The following is a 16,298-nucleotide window of genomic DNA, read 5'->3' on the forward strand; positions in this document are numbered from 1 at the left end:
CACCCGCCCCCGCGGCGGGTGCGCCGTCGGCGTTCCGGGCGCCGACAGCGGCGTGCCGGCGGCATGACAGCGGCCGGCGGCGGGCCGCCCGGCGCTGACAGCCGGACGACAGAGCGGCGACAGCGGGCCCGGGCAGCCTGTGGGACATGACACCGATCGCCACCGCCCCGAACGACCGGGGGCCCCGCAACCACGCCGTGGAGGTCCGCGGCATCGTCAAGACCTTCGGCGCCACCCGCGCGCTCGACGGCGTCGACCTGACCGTCCGCGAGGGCACCGTGCTCGGTCTGCTCGGCCCGAACGGCGCCGGCAAGACCACCCTCGTCCGGATCCTCTCCACCCTGGTCAAGCCCGACGCGGGCACCGCCTTCGTCGGCGGCTACGACGTGCTGCGCCAGCCCAAGCAACTGCGCCGCACCATCGGCCTCACCGGCCAGTACGCCTCGGTGGACGAGCTGCTCTCCGGCTACGAGAACCTCTACCTGATCGGCCGGCTGCTCGACCTCTCGGCCAAGGAGTCCAGGACCCGCGCCGCCGAGCTGCTGGAGCGCTTCTCGCTCACCGAGGCGGCCAAGCGGCCCGCCAAGACCTACTCCGGCGGCATGCGCCGCCGCCTCGACCTCGCCGCCTCGATGATCGGCCGGCCGAAGGTGCTCTACCTGGACGAGCCCACCACCGGCCTCGACCCGCGCACCCGCAACGAGGTCTGGGACGAGGTCCAGCGGATGGTCGCCGAGGGCTCCACCGTGCTGCTGACCACCCAGTACATGGAGGAGGCCGAGCAGCTCGCCCACGAGCTCACCGTGATCGACCGCGGCCGGGTGATCGCCGCCGGCGGCATCGAGGAGCTCAAGACCCAGGTCGGCGGCCAGACCCTGCAGGTCCGCCCGCTGCACCCGGCCGAGCTGCCCGAGATGGCCCGCTGCCTGCACGAGGCCGGCGTCGCCGCCACCTTCTCCGCCGACACCGGGCTGCTCTCCGTGCAGCTCACCGGCGAGGAGCAGCTCACCGCCGTCGTCGGCGTCCTCGGCACCCGCGGCTTCGGCATCGCGGGCATCGACACCAAGCTCCCCAGCCTCGACGAGGTCTTCCTCGCCATCACCGGCAAGTCGTCCGCCTCCGCCGCCCCGATCCTCGACAAGGAGCCCGTGGCATGACCGCCGCCACCCTCGCCCCCGCCACCGCCCACGCGGACGACCCGCGGATCGGCCCGGCCGGACACCTGCGCCACGTCGGCGCGCTGACCCGCCGCAACCTGATGCGGATCAAGGCCGACCCCGAGTCGATGCTCGACGCGCTGCTGATCCCGATCATCTTCACCGTGCTGTTCGTCTACGTCTTCGGCGGCGCGGTCTCCGGCAGCCAGCACGACTACATCCAGTACATGATCCCGGGCCTGCTCGGCACCACCGGCCTCAACCTGGCGATGGCCGTCGGCACCGGACTCAACAGCGACTTCCAGACCGGCGTGATGGACCGCTTCCGGACCCTGCCGATCGGCCGGGCCTCGGTGCTGCTCTCCAAGATCGTCGCGGAGACCTGCCGCGGCCTGGTCTCCTTCACCATCCTCATCGCCTTCTCGATGCTCCTCGGGCTGGAGATCAAGACCGGCTTCCTGCACCTGCTCGCCGCGGTCGGCCTGTCCCTGCTGTTCGGCATGTCGATCATCTGGATCTCCATGCTGCTCGGCATGTCGCTGCGCAGCGCCCAGGCCGTGCAGGGCGTCAGCATGCTGGTCATGATGCCGCTGCAGTTCGGCAGCTCGATCTTCGCCCCGACCAGCACCATGCCGGGCTGGCTGCAGGCCTTCACCGAGTACAACCCGCTGTCCGCACTCGCCGACGCCTGCCGCAACCTGATCAACGGCGGCCCGCTCACCCACTCGGTGACGATCGTGGTCGTCTGGTCGGTGGCGATCACCGCAGTCACCGCGCCGCTGGCCGTGGCCCGCTTCCGCAAGCGGACCTGACGGCACGGACCTCGACCCGGCGTCAGAGGGCGCCGGGGTCGTCCATCAGGGCGGCAGCCTCCGAGAGGGTGAGGCGGCCGCCCTCGGCGTACCCGGCCGCGTACCCCTCCTCGCCGAGCATGCCGGTCAGCACCTGCGCCATCCGGTCGCGCTCCCGGCGCTCCATGTACGAGCCGCGGCTGCCGTGCAGGGCGTCGTGGGCGCCGAGCAGCACGGCCGCCCGGCGGGCCGCCGGCCGCGGGTCCTCCTGCTGCTCGGCGAGGGCCAGCACGATGCCGGTGGCCGGCAGCATCAGCATCACCGCCATGTGCTCGGCGAAGGCGGTCGCCCCGCCGGGCACGCCCTTCATCTCCCGGCGACCCTCGGCGAGCAGCTCCAGGCCGCGCGGGGCGTCGCCGGCCCGGGCGGTGACCCAGCCTCGGATGCAGCCGACGATGCCCTCGAACACCCCCGGCACGATCGGCCCGAACGCCTGGTTGTTCATCACCAGCCGGTCGAGCTCCACCAGCGCCCGGGCGTAGTCCCCGCGCTGGGTGTGGATGTTGCAGAGCACCAGCCGGCCGTAGAGCATCGTGCCGTCGGCCGCGTGGTTGGCGGCCCGGACGGACTCCAGCGCCTCCCGGATCCGCCGCTCGCCGTCCGCCTCGTCGAACTCGAAGAGCGCCTCGCCGAGCCGGACCTCCAGCAGCGGCACCTCCTGCCAGGCGCCGAGCTCGGCGGCGATCTCGATGGCCTGCCGGTAGGCCTCGGCCGCCCGTCGGCCGTCGCCCTGCTTGGCGGCGTTCTCCGCCTGCGCGGAGAGGGCCTCGGACATGCCCCAGCGGTTGCCGAGCCGGGTGAAGATCTCCAGTGCCTCGGCGCTGTCGGCGACCGCCTGGTCGAGGCCGCCGACCCAGTCGTTGAGCAGCCGGGCGCGCAGCTGCAGGGCGAAGGCGAGGTCCAGCGGGCGGCCGTACCGGCGGCAGCCGTCGACGGCGGCGTCCATCGTGTCGCGCATCCGGTCCAGCTCGCCGGAGAGGAAGACCGCGAACACCCGCAGCAGCGCGGGGAACCGGTAGGACTGCGGCAGGTCCGGGGTGTAGGTGGCCAGCACCCGGGTGGCGAGATCTATCACCGCCGGGTCGCCGATCGCCGCCATGTTCCCGGTGAACTGGTCGATCAGGCGGTGCAGGTGGGCCTGCCGGCGGGCCTCGTCCAGCATCTCCTGCGACAGCGGCGGCGGTGCGTCCAACGGGCCGGCCTCCAGCGGCACCGGCCGCGGCGCGTCGTCGGCGAAGGCGTCGGGGCCGAGCGCGCAGACCGCGTCGTACCACTCGCGGGCCTCCCGGCGGTTGTCCCGCAGCGACCAGAACCAGCTCATCCCGAGCACCAGGACGAGCAGCTCCTCCTCGTCCCGGAGCTCGGCGGCGGTGCGCAGCGCGGCCCGGATGTTCTCCTGCTCGCCGTCGAGCTCGGCGAGGCGCACGACCTGCTCGTGCCCGTGCATGTGGAAGTCGGCGATCCGGACGAGCTCGCGGTAGTGGCGGACGTGGCGCAGCGCGGCGCCGTCGCCGCCGGACGTGGCGAGCTTCTCGGCGGCGTACTCGTGGATGGTCTCCAGCATCCAGTAGCGCGGCCCGTTCTCCAGGTCGGCGACCACCAGGGACTTGTCGACCAGGGAGAGCAGCAGGTCGGCGACGTCCTCGCGGCGCACCTGGGTGCCGTCGGCGACGACCTGTTCGGCGGCCTCCAGGGTGCAGCCGCCGGCGAAGACGGAGAGCCGGCGCAGCACGGCGCGTTCGCGTTCGCCGAGCAGGTCCCAGCTCCAGTCGACGACGGCGCGCAGGGTCTGCTGACGGGGCAGCAGGGTGCGGGAGCCGGCGGTGAGCAGGGCGAACCGGCCGTCGAGGCGGTCGGCGAGCTGACGCGGGGCCAGGCCGCGCAGCCGGGCGGCGGCGAGCTCGATGGCGAGCGGCAGGCCGTCCAGGCGGCGGCAGATCTCGGCGCAGGCCTCCGGGTCCTCGGCGGGGTCGAAGCCGGGCCGGGCGGCGGCGCCGCGTTCGGCGAGCAGGCGCAGGGCGGCCGGGTCGGGCAGCGGCTCGACCGGCAGCACCGCCTCGCCGGGGACGCCGAGCGGCTCCCGGCTGGTGGCGAGGACGGTGAGCCCGGGGCACTCGGCGAGCAGCCGGTCGGCGAGCTCGGCGGCGGCCTGCACCAGGTGCTCGCAGTTGTCGAGGACGAGCAGCATCCGGCGCGCGGCGCAGTGCTCGACCAGTCGGCGGACGGGGTCGCTGCGGCGGGCGTCCATCACCTCGGCGACGGCGCCGCCGGTGTGCAGCACCGTCTCGCGCAGGCCGAGCGCGGCGGCCACCGCGCCGGGGACGGCGAGGGAGTCCTCCAGCGGGGCGAGCTCGACCATCCAGACGCCGTCCGGCCAGGAGCCGCCGTGCTGGGCGGCGCGGCCGGCCTCCACCGAGAGCCGGGTCTTGCCGGAGCCGCCGGGGCCGGTGAGCGTGGTGAGCCGGCCCGCCGTCAGGGCGCGGCCGAGGGCGGTGAGGTCGCCGTCCCGGCCGACGAAGCTGGTGAGCCGGGGGCGGAGGTTGCCGGCCGGGACGGCAGCAGCGGCAGGCGCGGCCGGAGCGGTCGGAGCGGCCCGGGTGCCGGCGCCCGGGGCGGGCGCAGCGGCGGGCACCGGGACGGGCGCGGCCGGTGCGGGTGCCAGCAGTTCGGCGTGCAGGGCGCGTAGCTCCGGGCCGGGGTCGGTGCCGAGCCGGTCGGCCAGGATGCGGCGGGTGTCCTCGTAGCGCTGCAGGGCCTCGGCGGTGCGGCCCTCGGCGCGCAGGGCGCGGATCGCCAGCGCGTGCAGCTGCTCGTCGAGGGGGTGCAGTTCGCAGAGTTCGGCGAGCTCGGCGGTGAGGTCGGCGGTGTTGCCGAGGGCGAGGTCGGCGGTGATCCGGTGCCGGCGGGCCTCCTCGCGCCGGGCCTCCAGCCGGACGGCGGGCCCGGCCCGGTCCGGCAGGTCGGCGAGGGCCGGGCCGCGCCACAGGGCGAGCGCGCTGTTCAGCCGGTCGGCGGCCTCCCGGTGGTCGCCGGCGGCGAGCGCCCGGCGGCCGTCGGCGGCGAGCCGCAGGAAGTCGTCGGCGTCGGTGCGGCCGGTCAGCCAGTAGCCGGCCGGCCCGGAGCCGATCTCCCCGCGGCCGATGGTGCGGCGCAGCCGGCCGACCAGGGTCTGCAGGGCGGCGGAGGAGTCCTGCGGCGGTTCGTCACCCCAGACCTCGTCCACCAGCAGGTCGGCCGGGACGGGCCGGCCCTGGCGCAGGGCGAGCGCGGCCAGCAGGGCGCGCAACCGGGCGCCGCCGAGCGGTACCGGGGTGCCGTCGTCGTGGTGGGCGGTGGTGGTGCCGAGGATGCCGTAGTGCACGGGCCCATTCTGGTCGACGGGCAGCGTGGCGGGCGCACGGATATTCGGACCGGTGGAACCGTGGGCGGGTGCGGTGCGTTCTTCGGTGACGGCTTGTCGCGGTCGCGAGCCGCGCGGCATGATCGTCCCCTGCCCGCCCCCGGCCATCCACGGAGCTTTCGCACCATGACCTTCGCCACCACGCAGCGCCGCAGCGAGGAGAGCCGGATCAGCCCGGTCTTCTGGGTGCTGCTCGCGACCCTGGTCACCTCCGCGTGGGCGGTGGTGAGCGGTTTCGGCAATCCCCGCTTCGGGGTGTTCCTGTTCGTGGTGGCGGGCTGGATGGTCTCGCTCTGCCTGCACGAGTACGCGCACGCGCGCACCGCCCTGCACAGCGGGGACATCACCATCGGCGCCAAGGGCTACCTGACGCTCAACCCGTTCAAGTACGCGCACGCGCTGCTGAGCTTCGTGCTGCCGGTGGTCTTCGTGATCATGGGCGGGATCGGCCTGCCCGGCGGCGCGGTGTACATCGAGCGGCACCGGATCCGCGGCCGAGTCAAGCACAGCCTGATCTCCGCGGCCGGCCCGCTGGTGAACGTGGTGATCGGCATCGGCCTGCTCGTCCTGGTGAGCTCCGGGGTGTTCGACGACCCGGCGCACCCGGCGGTGCTGAACGGCCAGGAGCTGATCGTCTCGGCCTTCCCCGCGGCCCTCGGATTCCTGGCGTTCCTGCAGGTCAGTGCGGCACTGCTGAACCTGCTGCCGGTGCCCGGGCTGGACGGCTACGGCATCGTCGAGCCCTGGCTGTCGCTGAAGACCCGCCGCGCGATCGAGCCGTTCGCGCCGTACGGCATGCTCGCGGTGTTCGTGATCTTCTGGCAGACCGCGGCCAGCCGCTGGTTCTCCGACCTGGTCTTCGTGATCACCGACCTGTTCGGCGTCTCCAAGGCCTACCCGGTGGTCGGGCAGTTCCTGTTCCGCTTCTGGGAGTGACCCCGCCGGCTCAGAGCTGCTGCTCGGCCCGGGCGGCCGCGGCGCGGTCCTGGCGGTCCTTGCGGATGTAGTACCAGGCCATGTTCGAGGCGACGCCGGCCATCAGCACCCAGATCACGCCGAACCAGTTGCCCTCGACGAAGGAGACGACGGCGGCCGTCACGGCGAGCACGAGGACGATCGAGGCGAGCAGGGCGTTACGGGGCATGGCGGGACTCTCCTGGGTGGGGGCACCGCCGGCCTGCGCCGGCGGCAGCGGACACCCCATTCTCACCGACCGGTGCCCGTGCCGGGGCCGAGACCCCCTCCTGCGGGTCGTCCGGACCTGCGGGAGGGGACCTGTGGCGGCCGTGGGCCCGGCCGTTCGCCCGGCCGTCGGGCCCTGGCGCCGGCGGGCGGCTCGGTGTTCTGCGTTCTGCGTTCTGCGTTCTGCGGCTCGGCGTCCCGGCGTCCCGGCGGACGGCTCAGACGTCGGTGATCCGCAGACCGGCGTGCGCCTTGTAGCGGCGGTTCACCGAGATCAGGTTGGCGACCAGCGACTCGACCTGGTGGGCGTTGCGCAGCCGTCCGGCGAAGATGCCGCGCATGCCGGGGATCCGCCCGGCCAGCGCCTGCACGGTCTCGGTGGCGGCACGGTCCTCGCCGAGCACCATCACGTCGGTGTCGATCTCCTCGATCGAGGCGTCCTGCAGCAGCACCGCGGACAGGTGGTGGAAGGCCGCGGTCACCCGGGAGTCCGGCAGCAGGGCGGCGGCCTGCTGGGCGGCGCTGCCCTCCTCCGGCTTCAGCGCGTAGGCGCCCTGCTTGTCGAAGCCGAGCGGGTTGACGCAGTCCACCACGATCTTGCCGGCGAGCTCCTCGCGCAGGGCCGCGAGGGTGGCGGCGTGGCCGTCCCACGGCACGGCGACGATCACGATGTCGCTCTCCCGGGCGCAGGTCGCGTTGTCCGCGCCGCGCACGCCGAGGCCGATCTCCTCCGCGGCGGCCGCGGCCCGCTCGGCCGTCCGGGAGCCGATGACCACCTGCTGGCCGGCCTTGGCCAGCCGGTAGGCGAGGCCGCGGCCCTGGTCGCCGGTGCCGCCGAGGACACCCACGACGAGCGAGGACACGTCGAGCGGAGCGGGGGCCGCCGCGGCGGCGGGATTCACCGATTCGGGTTGCGTCATGGACAAGATCCTGCCAAAGCACCGGCCGCTCCTCCATGCTGTGCCGCATGGACGCGGTGAGACTTTCCGCACTGAGCGCGACCTTGGCCGGCACCGGCCTGCTGGACGTCACCCGGGCCTTCGGCGGGGCGCTGCACCGATCGGTCACCCGGCGCACCGCGGCGGGCCTGCTGCTGGTCGGCACCGAGCGCTACGAACCGTGGCACCTGGCCGCGCACCTGGACGAGGAGGCGGCGCACTGCGGCGTCGCCGGGCTGGCCCCGCTGCTGGTGCGGCACGAGGTCCCGGCGGCGGCCCCGGCTCACCTGGCGCACGGGCTGCGGCGGCTCGGCGAGGCGCCGCGCGGCAGCACGGTGCTGGTGGTGGCGCCGCACGAACCGGGCCAGGGGCTGCTGGAGCGGGTCGAGGACGCCCGGCGCGGCGGTGCCACGGTGCTCGCCCTGGACGCCGGCGACGCCGAACTGGGCGCGCTCGCCCACGAGCGGCTGGCGGTGCCGGTGGCCGGCGAGGGCCCGTTCGACCTGGTGCAGCACCTGGTCGGCGCGGCCGCCTCGGCGCGGCCCGCCCGGGGGCTGCGCAGCCGGCTGGCCGGGCTCGCCGAACGCCTGGTCGCGCCACCGGTGCTGCGCTGGTGATCCGGCCCCGCGGACCGGCCGCGCGACGACCGGTGGCGTGGAGAGCGGTGCGGCGATCGGTGCGGCGATCGGTGGTGCACGGCCGGTAAATCGTTTGCCCGGCGCGCCCGGCCGACCGAGGATGGCCGACCGTGACGTCCGTACCACCCCCACCGCTCCCGAAACGGCTGCGCACCGCCCTGCGCGGGCTGCTGCCCGACACCGCCCCGTGGCGCAGCTCGCGGGACTTCCGGCTGCTCTGGAGCTCCGGCTGCGTGAGCAGCCTGGGCAGCTTCCTGACCTACGTCGCGGTGCCGCTGCAGATCAAGGACCTCACCGGTTCCTCCTTCCAGGTGGGCCTGGTCGGCGCGGTCGAGCTGGTGCCGCTGGTGGTGTTCGGCCTGTGGGGCGGGGCGCTCGCGGACGCGATGGACCGCCGCCGGCTGGTGCTGCTCGCGGAGGCCGGGCTCGGCCTGCTGAGCGCGCTGCTGCTGGTCAACGCGCTGCTGCCGCAGCCGCTGCTGTGGCCGATCTACGTGGTGGCCGCGCTGGTCGCGGCGGTGGACGGACTGCAGCGCCCGGCGCTGGACTCGCTCACCCCGCGGATCGTGCCGCACGAGCAGCTGACGGCCGCGTTCGCGCTGAACTCGCTGTACCGGAACGTCGGTTCGGTGGCCGGGCCGGCACTCGCCGGTGTGGTGGTGGCGGTCGCCGGGGTGCAGACCGCCTTCGCGCTGGACGTCGCCAGTTTCGGCGTCTCGCTGCTGCTGCTCGCCCGGATCCGGGCGGTGCCGCCGCCGTCCGGCGCCGAACGGCCCTCGCTGCGGGCGGTCGCGACCGGTGTCCGGTACGCGTGGAGCCGCAAGGACCTGCTCGGCACGTACGCGATCGACGTCTGCGCGATGCTGTTCGCCTTCCCGGTGGCGATCTTCCCGTTCCTGGCCGCCGAGTTGGACGCCGGCTGGGCGCTCGGCCTGCTGTACGGCGCGTCCGCGGCCGGTGCGCTGGCCGTCTCGGCGACCAGCGGCTGGACCTCCCGGATCCACCGGCACGGGCGGATGCTCGTCCTCGCCGCCCTCGGCTGGGGTGCCGCGATGACGCTCGCCGGTGTGACCGGCAACATCTGGCTGGTGCTGCTCTGCCTGGCCGCGGCCGGCGGCGCCGACCAGATCAGCGGCATCGCGCGTTCCACCCTGTGGAACCAGTCCATCCCGGACGAACTGCGCGGCCGGCTCGCCGGGGTGGAGTTGCTCAGCTACTCGGTGGGCCCGCAGCTGGGCCAGGTCCGGGCCGGCGGCGCGGCCGCGCTGATCGGTGTCCGCGGGGCGATCTGGAGCGGCGGCGCGGTCTGCGTGCTGGGTGTGGCACTGCTGGCCGTGGCCCTGCCGAGCCTGCTCGCCTACGACGACCGGACGGACCCCCACGCGGCGGCCGTGCGGGCCGCCGCCGAGGACCGCGACGCCGGCGGGCGGGAGCCGGTGCCCGCGGCCTGACGGCGGATCGGCCGCGAGGGGCCCGCCCGCTCAGTCCTCGTCGGCGTCCTCGGGCGGCCCGTCGTGCCAGCGCGGGTCGTTCTGCCACTCCCGGTTGCGCTCCGCGGCGATCTCCAGCGCCGCGGCGGCCTCGCCGGGGGTGGCGTACGGGCCGAGCCGGTCCTTGGCCGGGCACTCCGGGCCCTCCTCGACCTTGCCGTGCTTGATGCAGTAGAACCATTCGCCGGGCTTCCCGGTGGCCTTGCGGCCGAATCCCATGGGCATGTGAGCTGCTCCTGTTCGCTTCGTCGTCCGGGGTGATCCTTTCCCGGCGCCGCGCCCGTACACACGGCGCACCACCCGCGCTGCACCCGCCCGACGGCCGCCCGCACGGCCGGGTCGCTGAGGGGCCGACGGATAGACTCGCGGCATGGCTCTCGTACCCGGCACCGTGTCCCCCACCCGCAAGGTTCCCGCGCACATCGCGCGCCCGGAGTACGTGGGCAGGCCCGCGCCCGCGCCGTACACCGGCCCGGAGGTGCAGAGCGCCGAGACGGTCGAGAAGATGCGGATCGCCGGCGGGATCGCCGCCCGGGCGATGGAGGAGGCGGCCAAGCTCATCGCGCCGGGCGTGACCACCGACGAGCTGGACGCGGTCGCGCACGCCTACATGTGCGACCACGGTGCCTACCCGTCCGACCTCGGCTACCGCGGTTTCCCGAAGTCGATCTGCACCTCGATCAACGAGGTGATCTGCCACGGCATCCCGGACTCGACGGTCCTTCAGGACGGCGACATCGTCAACATCGACGCCACCGCGTACATCCACGGCGTGCACGGCGACCTCAACGCCACCTACCCGTGCGGCAACGTCGACGAGGAGTCCGAGCTGCTCGTCGAGCGCACCCGGGAGGCGCTCGACCGGGCGATCAAGGCGGTCAAGCCGGGCCGCCAGATCAACGTCATCGGCCGGGTCATCGAGTCCTACGCGAAACGCTTCGGCTACGGGGTCGTCCGCGACTTCACCGGCCACGGCATCAACACCTCGTTCCACTCCGGCCTGATCGTCCCGCACTACGACAGCGAGCGGGCCACCGAGGTGATCAAGCCCGGCATGACCTTCACCATCGAGCCGATGCTGACCCTGGGCAGCTACGACTACGACATCTGGGAGGACGGCTGGACGGTCGTCACCAAGGACCGCAAGCGGACCGCCCAGTTCGAGCACACCCTGGTGGTCACCGCCGACGGCGCGGAGATCCTCACCCTCCCGTAGTCAGCAACGGGACGGACGGGGCCGCGGATTTCCGTTATCCGCGGCCCCGGATGCGGTCTCCCAGGGCAAGAGCACCACCCACCCTCGCGCCGCCCCTCCCGCCCTCCCCCGGGCCTCCGGGCGGCACCGCCCCCGGGAGCACCGTCCATGAGCCTCGACCGCAGATCCCTCGGAGCCGTCCTCGCCGCGCTGACCGCCGCCGCCTCACTGGCCGCCTGCGGACCGGCCGACTCCTCCGACGGCGCGGCCGCCGCCGCACCGGTGAGCGCCGCCGCGCCCGCCGAGGACCTGCCTTCGCCGCTGCCGAGCCCGACCTCGGCCGCACCGACCACGGCGAGCCCCTCCGCGAGCGCGGCGACGCCCACCCGCTCGGCGACGGCGTCCGCGTCCCCCTCCACCGCCCCGACCAAGCGGGTCTCGCTGGCCGGCTACAACCCGTCCGCGAACGCCCAGAAGGAGATCGACGCGGCGCTCGCCCTGGCGAAGTCCGACGGCCGGCGCGTGCTGCTCGACTTCGGCACCAACGAGTGCGGCGTCTGCCGGGCCGTCGACGGGCTCTTCGCCAAGAGCCGGATCCGCAGCACCCTGGACGCCTCCTACCACGTGGTGAAGATCGACCTGGAGAACAACCGGACCAACATGGCGATCCTCGGCCGCTACGACAGCTCGCACGGCTTCAGCACCCCCGTGATCATCGTCGTCGACGCCAAGAACACGGTCGTCACCAACACCAACCGGACGGGCCTGCCGAAGCTGACCGAGACCGGCCTCGACGGCTTCCTCCGCCAGTGGGCGAAGTGACGGCGCGTCGGCCGCCGCACCGTCAGGGCGGCCGCCAGGGCAGGCCGGTCCGGGCTTCGGTGGCCGCGCTCGCGGCCGGGCTGCTGCTCGGCCCGGCCGCCGGCTGCGCCTCCACCGGCGGCCCGGCGCAGCGGCCGTCCTCGGCGAGCTTCACCGAGAACGGCGTCACCGTCGACCTCTCCGTCGACCGGTGGGACGGCACGGCCGGCACGCTGACCGCCGTGTTCACCCCCACCGCGGCCGGCTACCACCTCTACAGCCTGGACCTGCCGCCCGGCGGCGTCGACGGCATCGGGCGGCCGATCTCGCTGAAGCTGCGCGGCGGCCTGGAGCAGACGGCGCGGCCCACCACCGGCGCCGCCGTGCACGACCTCCAACTGCCCGGCGGGCTGCCGCCGGTGCCGGTCTACCCGGACGGCCCGGTCACCGTGACCCTGCCGGTGCACCGGACCGCGGAGGGCCCGGCCACCGTCCTGGTCGGGTACGCCGCGTGCAGCGAGACCAAGGGCTGCCTGTTCCCCGTGGACGCCCATCCGGTCGAGGCCACCGTCGACGGCACCTCGGTGCGGTTCGCCGGCCCCGGCCCGGCCTCGCCGAGCGGCTGACCCGGCACCCTCACCCGCGGCCGTACCGGGCCCCGCCCGGTACGGCCGCCCACCCGACCCCACCCACCCGGACGACCAGGACCGGACGACCCGGCACCCGGACGAACACACCCCTGGACAGACCCATGCAGGACGCGGCACCGCCGCCCGCGGACGGCACGCCCGCCCGCCGTTCCCCCAGTCCCACCGACCGCCACCGGGCCGCCGTCCTCGGATACGCCCGCCTGTGCTGCCCGGACGGGGCCACCGCCCGCCGACTGGTCGACGAGGCCGCCCGGACGCTCCCGACGGCCGGCGCCCCGCGGCCGGAGCTGGTCGCCGCACTCCGCCGCACGGCCGCACGGTGGGCCGACACCGGACGGGAGGCCGAGCTGTCGGCCGGCTTCCGCAGCTGGCTGCACGCCGCGGCCGCCCGCCACCCGGGGGCGGGCCTCGCCGGCGCCCTGGCCGCCGTCGAACAGGAGGCGCCGCTGCTGCAGGCCTTCCGCCGGCTGCCCGCGCACCGGCAGGAGGAGCTCTGGCACGGCCTCGGCCCGGACGGGGACCTGCGCCCGCCCGCACCGCCCGCCCGGGCCGCCCTGTTCGACACCTACCTCCAGGTGTACGTGGCCCGTGTCCCGGCCCGGGCCTGCCGCCAGCTGGTCGCCCGGCTCGGCGACACCGTCCGCCGCGGCTCCGCCCCGGAACCCGGGCTCGCCGACCACCTCGCCGGGTGCGGGCCGTGCGGGACGGCCTGCACCGAACTCGCCGCCGTCCGGGACTGGCACCGGCCCGTCCTGACCCCCGCACTGCTGCTGTGGACGGGCGAGGCTCCGCCCTCCCCGCCCGTCGGACCGGCCGTCCCGTCCCCGCCCACCGCGGCACCGCGGCGCCCGGCCCCCGTTCGTACGGTGGTGGGCGCGGCAGCCGCCGTCCTGCTCCTCGTCCTCGCGGTGGCCGCCGCCCTGCCCGGCCACACGCCGGCACCGACGGCGGCCGTCCCCGTCCCCACCGGCGCGGAGCCGGCACCGCCCTCGCCCACCCCGACCACGACGACCGCGACCTCGTCCACGCCACCGACACCCGCACCCACCACGACCCGCCCCGCACCCGCCCCCACGCCCTCCCCCACCCACAGCCGCACCACGCCGCCCCCCGTCCCGCCGCCAGTCCCGCCGCCCAGCCCGGTGGTCACCGTCACCGTCACCCTCATCGAGCCCTAGGCAGTGGGTAGCCACCACGAGGGCGGGGGCTGCGCAGTCCGGGGTCGGCCGAACCCGCGAGGTACGCCGATTCCGCATTTGCGCAGTCCCCCGCCCCTGGTGGTGCGCCGGTCGGCGGGTGCCCGGAGGCGGGCCGGGCGGGGCGGTCGCAGGCTGGAGGTGGAGTACGGCCGACGGCGAGGTGTGGTGTCGATGGACGAGGCGCAGGGGCTCGAACGGGTCTCGCAGCGGGCCGCGGAGGCGGCGCAGCACGTGGAGGCGGTGCGGCAGCAGTCCGGCGAGGAGCTGCGGCAGGCCCTGGCAGGGGCGCGGGGGAGCTCCGGCACGCACGGCGGGCCGCCGCGCGAGGCCGCGGCCGACGCCGAGGAGCACGCGGGCCCGACCTGGCACCACCTCCGCGAGAGCTGGCACCGGCACGTCGGCGCGACGCGGGACCGCGCGTCGGAGCGCGAGGCCCGGCACGACGTCGGGGTGGCCCGGCGGGAGGCCGACTACGCCGAGCGCTACGCGCTGGAGGCCGTGGACTTCGCCCTGGAGGCGGTCGACGAGGCCGAGTACGCGGCGCTGCGGGCGCTGGAGGCCAGGTTGGAGGCCGAGGAGGCGGCGGGGCTGGGCGGCACGCCCGAGCCCTAGGCACACCGGACCGGCCGCCCCTCCCGGAGGGTCGGCGTTTGGGTCCGCGCGGCCGCTAGGCCCTCTCTTTCAAATCTTGCCGGGCGCGCGACGCCGGGCATCTCCCCCAGCCCCGAGGGGGCCGGGAGGTGCCCCCAGCCTGGACGCACCGGCGAATCGTCCACGTACGGTCCAGTACGAGGCCGATCCGCCGGCACGCCCAGCCGGGCGCCCACCGCCGCACGCTCATCCGACAAGATCCGAAAGAGAGGGCCTAGCCGATCAGCCACTGCTCCTCGGCGACGGCGCCGACCTCGGTGCAGGCGTCGGTCAGCACGTCCAGCACCCGCAGCGGGTCGGGCAGCGGCTGGTCGGGGCCGCGCAGCCAGCGCACCTCGGAGCCGTCCGGCAGTGCGGCGGGCGGCAGCAGGGTGTACGAGCCGCGGCAGTGCCATCTCAGGCCGGGGTGTTCGGACATGGTGTCCGGGGTGGAGTCCAGCGCGCTCGTCCACCACTCGTCCTCGTCGGCGGGGGTGCCGCGGGTGGCGGTGAAGAACAGGTAGCGGTCCTCGCCGACCGCGGCGACCGGTCCGTGGACGCCGCGCTCCTCCAGCCGCTCCAGCGCGAGCCGACCCGCCTCGGCGGGGACGTCCAGCACGTCGTGGACGCGGCCGGTGGCGGTGACGAAGTTGGCCTGCGGGTCGCGGGCGAGCCAGCGGGCGAGCTGTTCGGCGTCGGTGGTCGCCTGGGTCTGCCAGGCGAAGGAGACGGGGTGCTGCGCCGGCGCCGGACAGCCGACCCGGTCGCAGGAACACCGGTACCCCGCCGGGTGGGCCGCGGGTGCCAGCGGGAAGCCCGCGCGCACCGCGCCCAGCAGCAGGTCCAGCCTCGCGGCCGCCTCCCCGCCCGTGACCGGACGGTCCTGCCGCCGCTCACGCCGCCACCAGGTCGTCCACCTGCTGCTGGCTTCCATCGGGCCCCTTCCGCTCTGCCGTGAACTGCCGTGCCTGGTGCGGCACGGCGAACGACGCACCGTCCGACGCAACAACGGCAGGCGCCCGCCACTTCCCGGGGCGCCCGTCGGTCGCATCCGCCGCAGCCGCGGCCGGGATCACCGGGGCGGCCAACGCCCGGGGCACGATACGGAGTTCGAGAAGGTACGACTCGGCGGACGGACGCGACGACACGCGCCTCGCCCGGCCCGTGCGGGCCCGCGGACCCGGGCCGAACCCGGAGGCGTACAGAGCAGGATAAGGGTGCGGACGGCCCCGGAATGACCGGGGGCGGTGCTGCGCCGGTCACACCGGCTCCACACCGCCTCTGCCGGACCTGCACGCGGGCGCCGCCGACCGGCGGCCGAGAGGGCCCGGAGCACCCCGCGTACCCTGGGAGGCGTGAAGAGCGCGGAGACCGAATTCGTGGGCGGACCCCTGGACGGCAGGGTCCTGCCGATCATGCTGGGCTCCTTCTGGACGATCCCGAAGGTCTACCGCGTGCCCGTCCCGGCCACCGCGGACCTGCCCGCCGTGACGCTGGTCTACCGGCGGTCGAAGATCTTCGGCAGCAAGGGCTGGCGCTGGCGCTACGAGTACGACGCCGAGGCCTGAGGCCGCCGGACACGCCCCTCGGTAGCGAGCACGCCCCCGGACACGCCGCCGTTCCCGGGCACGCCGCCGCCCCGCCGCGGCGGGTGCCGCGACGGGGCGGTGCGGTCGACCGCGGGACGGATCAGACCTGCTCGTCGGCGAGGATCAGGTACAGCTTGCGCTTGGCCTCGTTGAGGACGGCGAGCCCCTTGGCCCGCTGCTCCTCGGTACCCGTCAGCATGACCTGGCGGATCGCGTGGTCGACGGCGCCCATCGCCGCACCGACCTCCTGGACGGCCTCCCAGTCGACGCCCCGGCCGGCCTCCTCCCACGGGGACTCGGCCCCCGCGTCGGCCTCGGCCCGGCCGGCCTCGGTCAGGTCGAACAGCTTCTTGCCCGAGGACTCCTGAGCGACGATCAGGCCCTCCTCCTCCAGCAGCTGGAGGGTCGGGTAGACCGATCCGGGGCTGGGCCGCCACGCACCGCCGGTGCGCTCGCCGATCTCGGTGATCATCTCGTACCCGTGCATCGGCCGCTCCTTGAGCAGCGCGAGCAGCGAGGCACGGACGTCACCGCGGCGCGCCCGGCCGCCGCGGCGGCCCGGCCCGCGGCCCCCGCCG

General features: G+C 75.2%; 17 protein-coding genes. 11 read left to right on the plus strand and 6 right to left on the minus strand.

Annotated features, from left to right (window positions below; translation table 11 throughout):
* Positions 1-146: 146 nt before the first annotated feature.
* Both ABZ641_RS11680 and ABZ641_RS11685 read left to right on the plus strand, forming a co-directional pair.
* Complete coding sequence (locus ABZ641_RS11680; protein WP_359981024.1) at positions 147-1,157, plus strand: ATP-binding cassette domain-containing protein; 1,011 nt, start codon at positions 147-149, stop codon at positions 1,155-1,157.
* The gene (locus tag ABZ641_RS11685) at positions 1,154-1,969 is read left to right on the plus strand and encodes an ABC transporter permease (protein WP_344626200.1); all 816 of its coding nucleotides are present in this window, start codon (positions 1,154-1,156) and stop codon (positions 1,967-1,969) included. Before ABZ641_RS11680 ends, ABZ641_RS11685 begins: the two co-directional genes overlap by 4 nt.
* Positions 1,970-1,991: 22 nt before the next feature.
* Here the strand turns inward: ABZ641_RS11685 and ABZ641_RS11690 are convergent, their stop codons facing one another.
* The gene (locus ABZ641_RS11690; protein WP_359981028.1) at positions 1,992-5,369 is read right to left on the minus strand and encodes a BTAD domain-containing putative transcriptional regulator; all 3,378 of its coding nucleotides are present in this window, start codon (positions 5,367-5,369) and stop codon (positions 1,992-1,994) included.
* A 165-nt stretch (positions 5,370-5,534) separates the two neighbouring features.
* Between ABZ641_RS11690 and ABZ641_RS11695 the strand changes: the two genes are divergently transcribed.
* Positions 5,535-6,344 carry a site-2 protease family protein gene (locus ABZ641_RS11695; protein ID WP_344626198.1) on the plus strand — a complete coding sequence of 270 codons (810 nt, stop codon included), beginning with the start codon at positions 5,535-5,537 and terminating at the stop codon, positions 6,342-6,344.
* Positions 6,345-6,354: 10 nt separating this feature from the next.
* Here the strand turns inward: ABZ641_RS11695 and ABZ641_RS11700 are convergent, their stop codons facing one another.
* A complete protein-coding gene (locus tag ABZ641_RS11700; protein WP_344626197.1) occupies positions 6,355-6,552 on the minus strand; it encodes a hypothetical protein in 198 nt (65 codons plus the stop codon).
* Positions 6,553-6,808: 256 nt separating this feature from the next.
* On the minus strand, positions 6,809-7,510 hold the full coding sequence (npdG, locus tag ABZ641_RS11705; RefSeq protein WP_344626196.1) for an NADPH-dependent F420 reductase: 702 nt from the start codon (positions 7,508-7,510) through the stop codon (positions 6,809-6,811).
* A 47-nt stretch (positions 7,511-7,557) separates the two neighbouring features.
* Here npdG and ABZ641_RS11710 point away from each other — a divergent pair, with 47 nt between their 5' ends.
* Together ABZ641_RS11710 and ABZ641_RS11715 are read left to right on the plus strand one after the other, a co-directional pair.
* On the plus strand, positions 7,558-8,145 hold the full coding sequence (locus ABZ641_RS11710; protein ID WP_344626195.1) for a hypothetical protein: 588 nt from the start codon (positions 7,558-7,560) through the stop codon (positions 8,143-8,145).
* A gap of 131 nt (positions 8,146-8,276) precedes the next feature.
* Positions 8,277-9,617, plus strand: a complete 1,341-nt coding sequence (locus ABZ641_RS11715; RefSeq protein WP_344626194.1) for an MFS transporter — start codon at positions 8,277-8,279, stop codon at positions 9,615-9,617.
* Between the two features lie 30 nt (positions 9,618-9,647).
* Here ABZ641_RS11715 and ABZ641_RS11720 read toward each other — a convergent pair whose 3' ends face one another.
* Positions 9,648-9,881, minus strand: a complete 234-nt coding sequence (locus ABZ641_RS11720) for a hypothetical protein (protein WP_344626193.1) — start codon at positions 9,879-9,881, stop codon at positions 9,648-9,650.
* Between the two features lie 145 nt (positions 9,882-10,026).
* Between ABZ641_RS11720 and map the strand changes: the two genes are divergently transcribed.
* From map to ABZ641_RS11745, 5 genes are all read left to right on the plus strand, one after another.
* A complete protein-coding gene (map, locus tag ABZ641_RS11725) occupies positions 10,027-10,872 on the plus strand; it encodes a type I methionyl aminopeptidase (protein ID WP_344626192.1) in 846 nt (281 codons plus the stop codon).
* Positions 10,873-11,019: 147 nt separating this feature from the next.
* Positions 11,020-11,673: a thioredoxin family protein gene (locus tag ABZ641_RS11730; RefSeq protein ID WP_344626191.1), complete on the plus strand. Its 654-nt coding sequence runs from the start codon at positions 11,020-11,022 to the stop codon at positions 11,671-11,673.
* Positions 11,674-11,732: 59 nt separating this feature from the next.
* On the plus strand, positions 11,733-12,278 hold the full coding sequence (locus ABZ641_RS11735) for a hypothetical protein (RefSeq protein WP_359981034.1): 546 nt from the start codon (positions 11,733-11,735) through the stop codon (positions 12,276-12,278).
* A 125-nt stretch (positions 12,279-12,403) separates the two neighbouring features.
* Entirely contained in the window at positions 12,404-13,480 is a 1,077-nt protein-coding gene (locus ABZ641_RS11740) for a hypothetical protein (protein ID WP_359981037.1), read from the plus strand.
* Positions 13,481-13,672: 192 nt separating this feature from the next.
* Positions 13,673-14,113, plus strand: a complete 441-nt coding sequence (locus ABZ641_RS11745; RefSeq protein WP_344626188.1) for a hypothetical protein — start codon at positions 13,673-13,675, stop codon at positions 14,111-14,113.
* A gap of 253 nt (positions 14,114-14,366) precedes the next feature.
* Here ABZ641_RS11745 and ABZ641_RS11750 read toward each other — a convergent pair whose 3' ends face one another.
* Positions 14,367-15,065, minus strand: a complete 699-nt coding sequence (locus ABZ641_RS11750) for a bifunctional DNA primase/polymerase (RefSeq protein WP_344626187.1) — start codon at positions 15,063-15,065, stop codon at positions 14,367-14,369.
* A gap of 421 nt (positions 15,066-15,486) precedes the next feature.
* Here ABZ641_RS11750 and ABZ641_RS11755 point away from each other — a divergent pair, with 421 nt between their 5' ends.
* The gene (locus ABZ641_RS11755) at positions 15,487-15,699 is read left to right on the plus strand and encodes a hypothetical protein (protein WP_344626186.1); all 213 of its coding nucleotides are present in this window, start codon (positions 15,487-15,489) and stop codon (positions 15,697-15,699) included.
* A 121-nt stretch (positions 15,700-15,820) separates the two neighbouring features.
* On the opposite strand, the gene ABZ641_RS11760 is transcribed toward ABZ641_RS11755, so the two are convergent.
* Positions 15,821-16,298: PadR family transcriptional regulator (locus ABZ641_RS11760; protein ID WP_359981040.1), on the minus strand; the 478-nt coding region annotated here is incomplete at its 5' end.

This window comes from Kitasatospora sp. NPDC007106, assembly GCF_040634455.1.
Taxonomy (GTDB): domain Bacteria; phylum Actinomycetota; class Actinomycetes; order Streptomycetales; family Streptomycetaceae; genus Kitasatospora; species Kitasatospora arboriphila.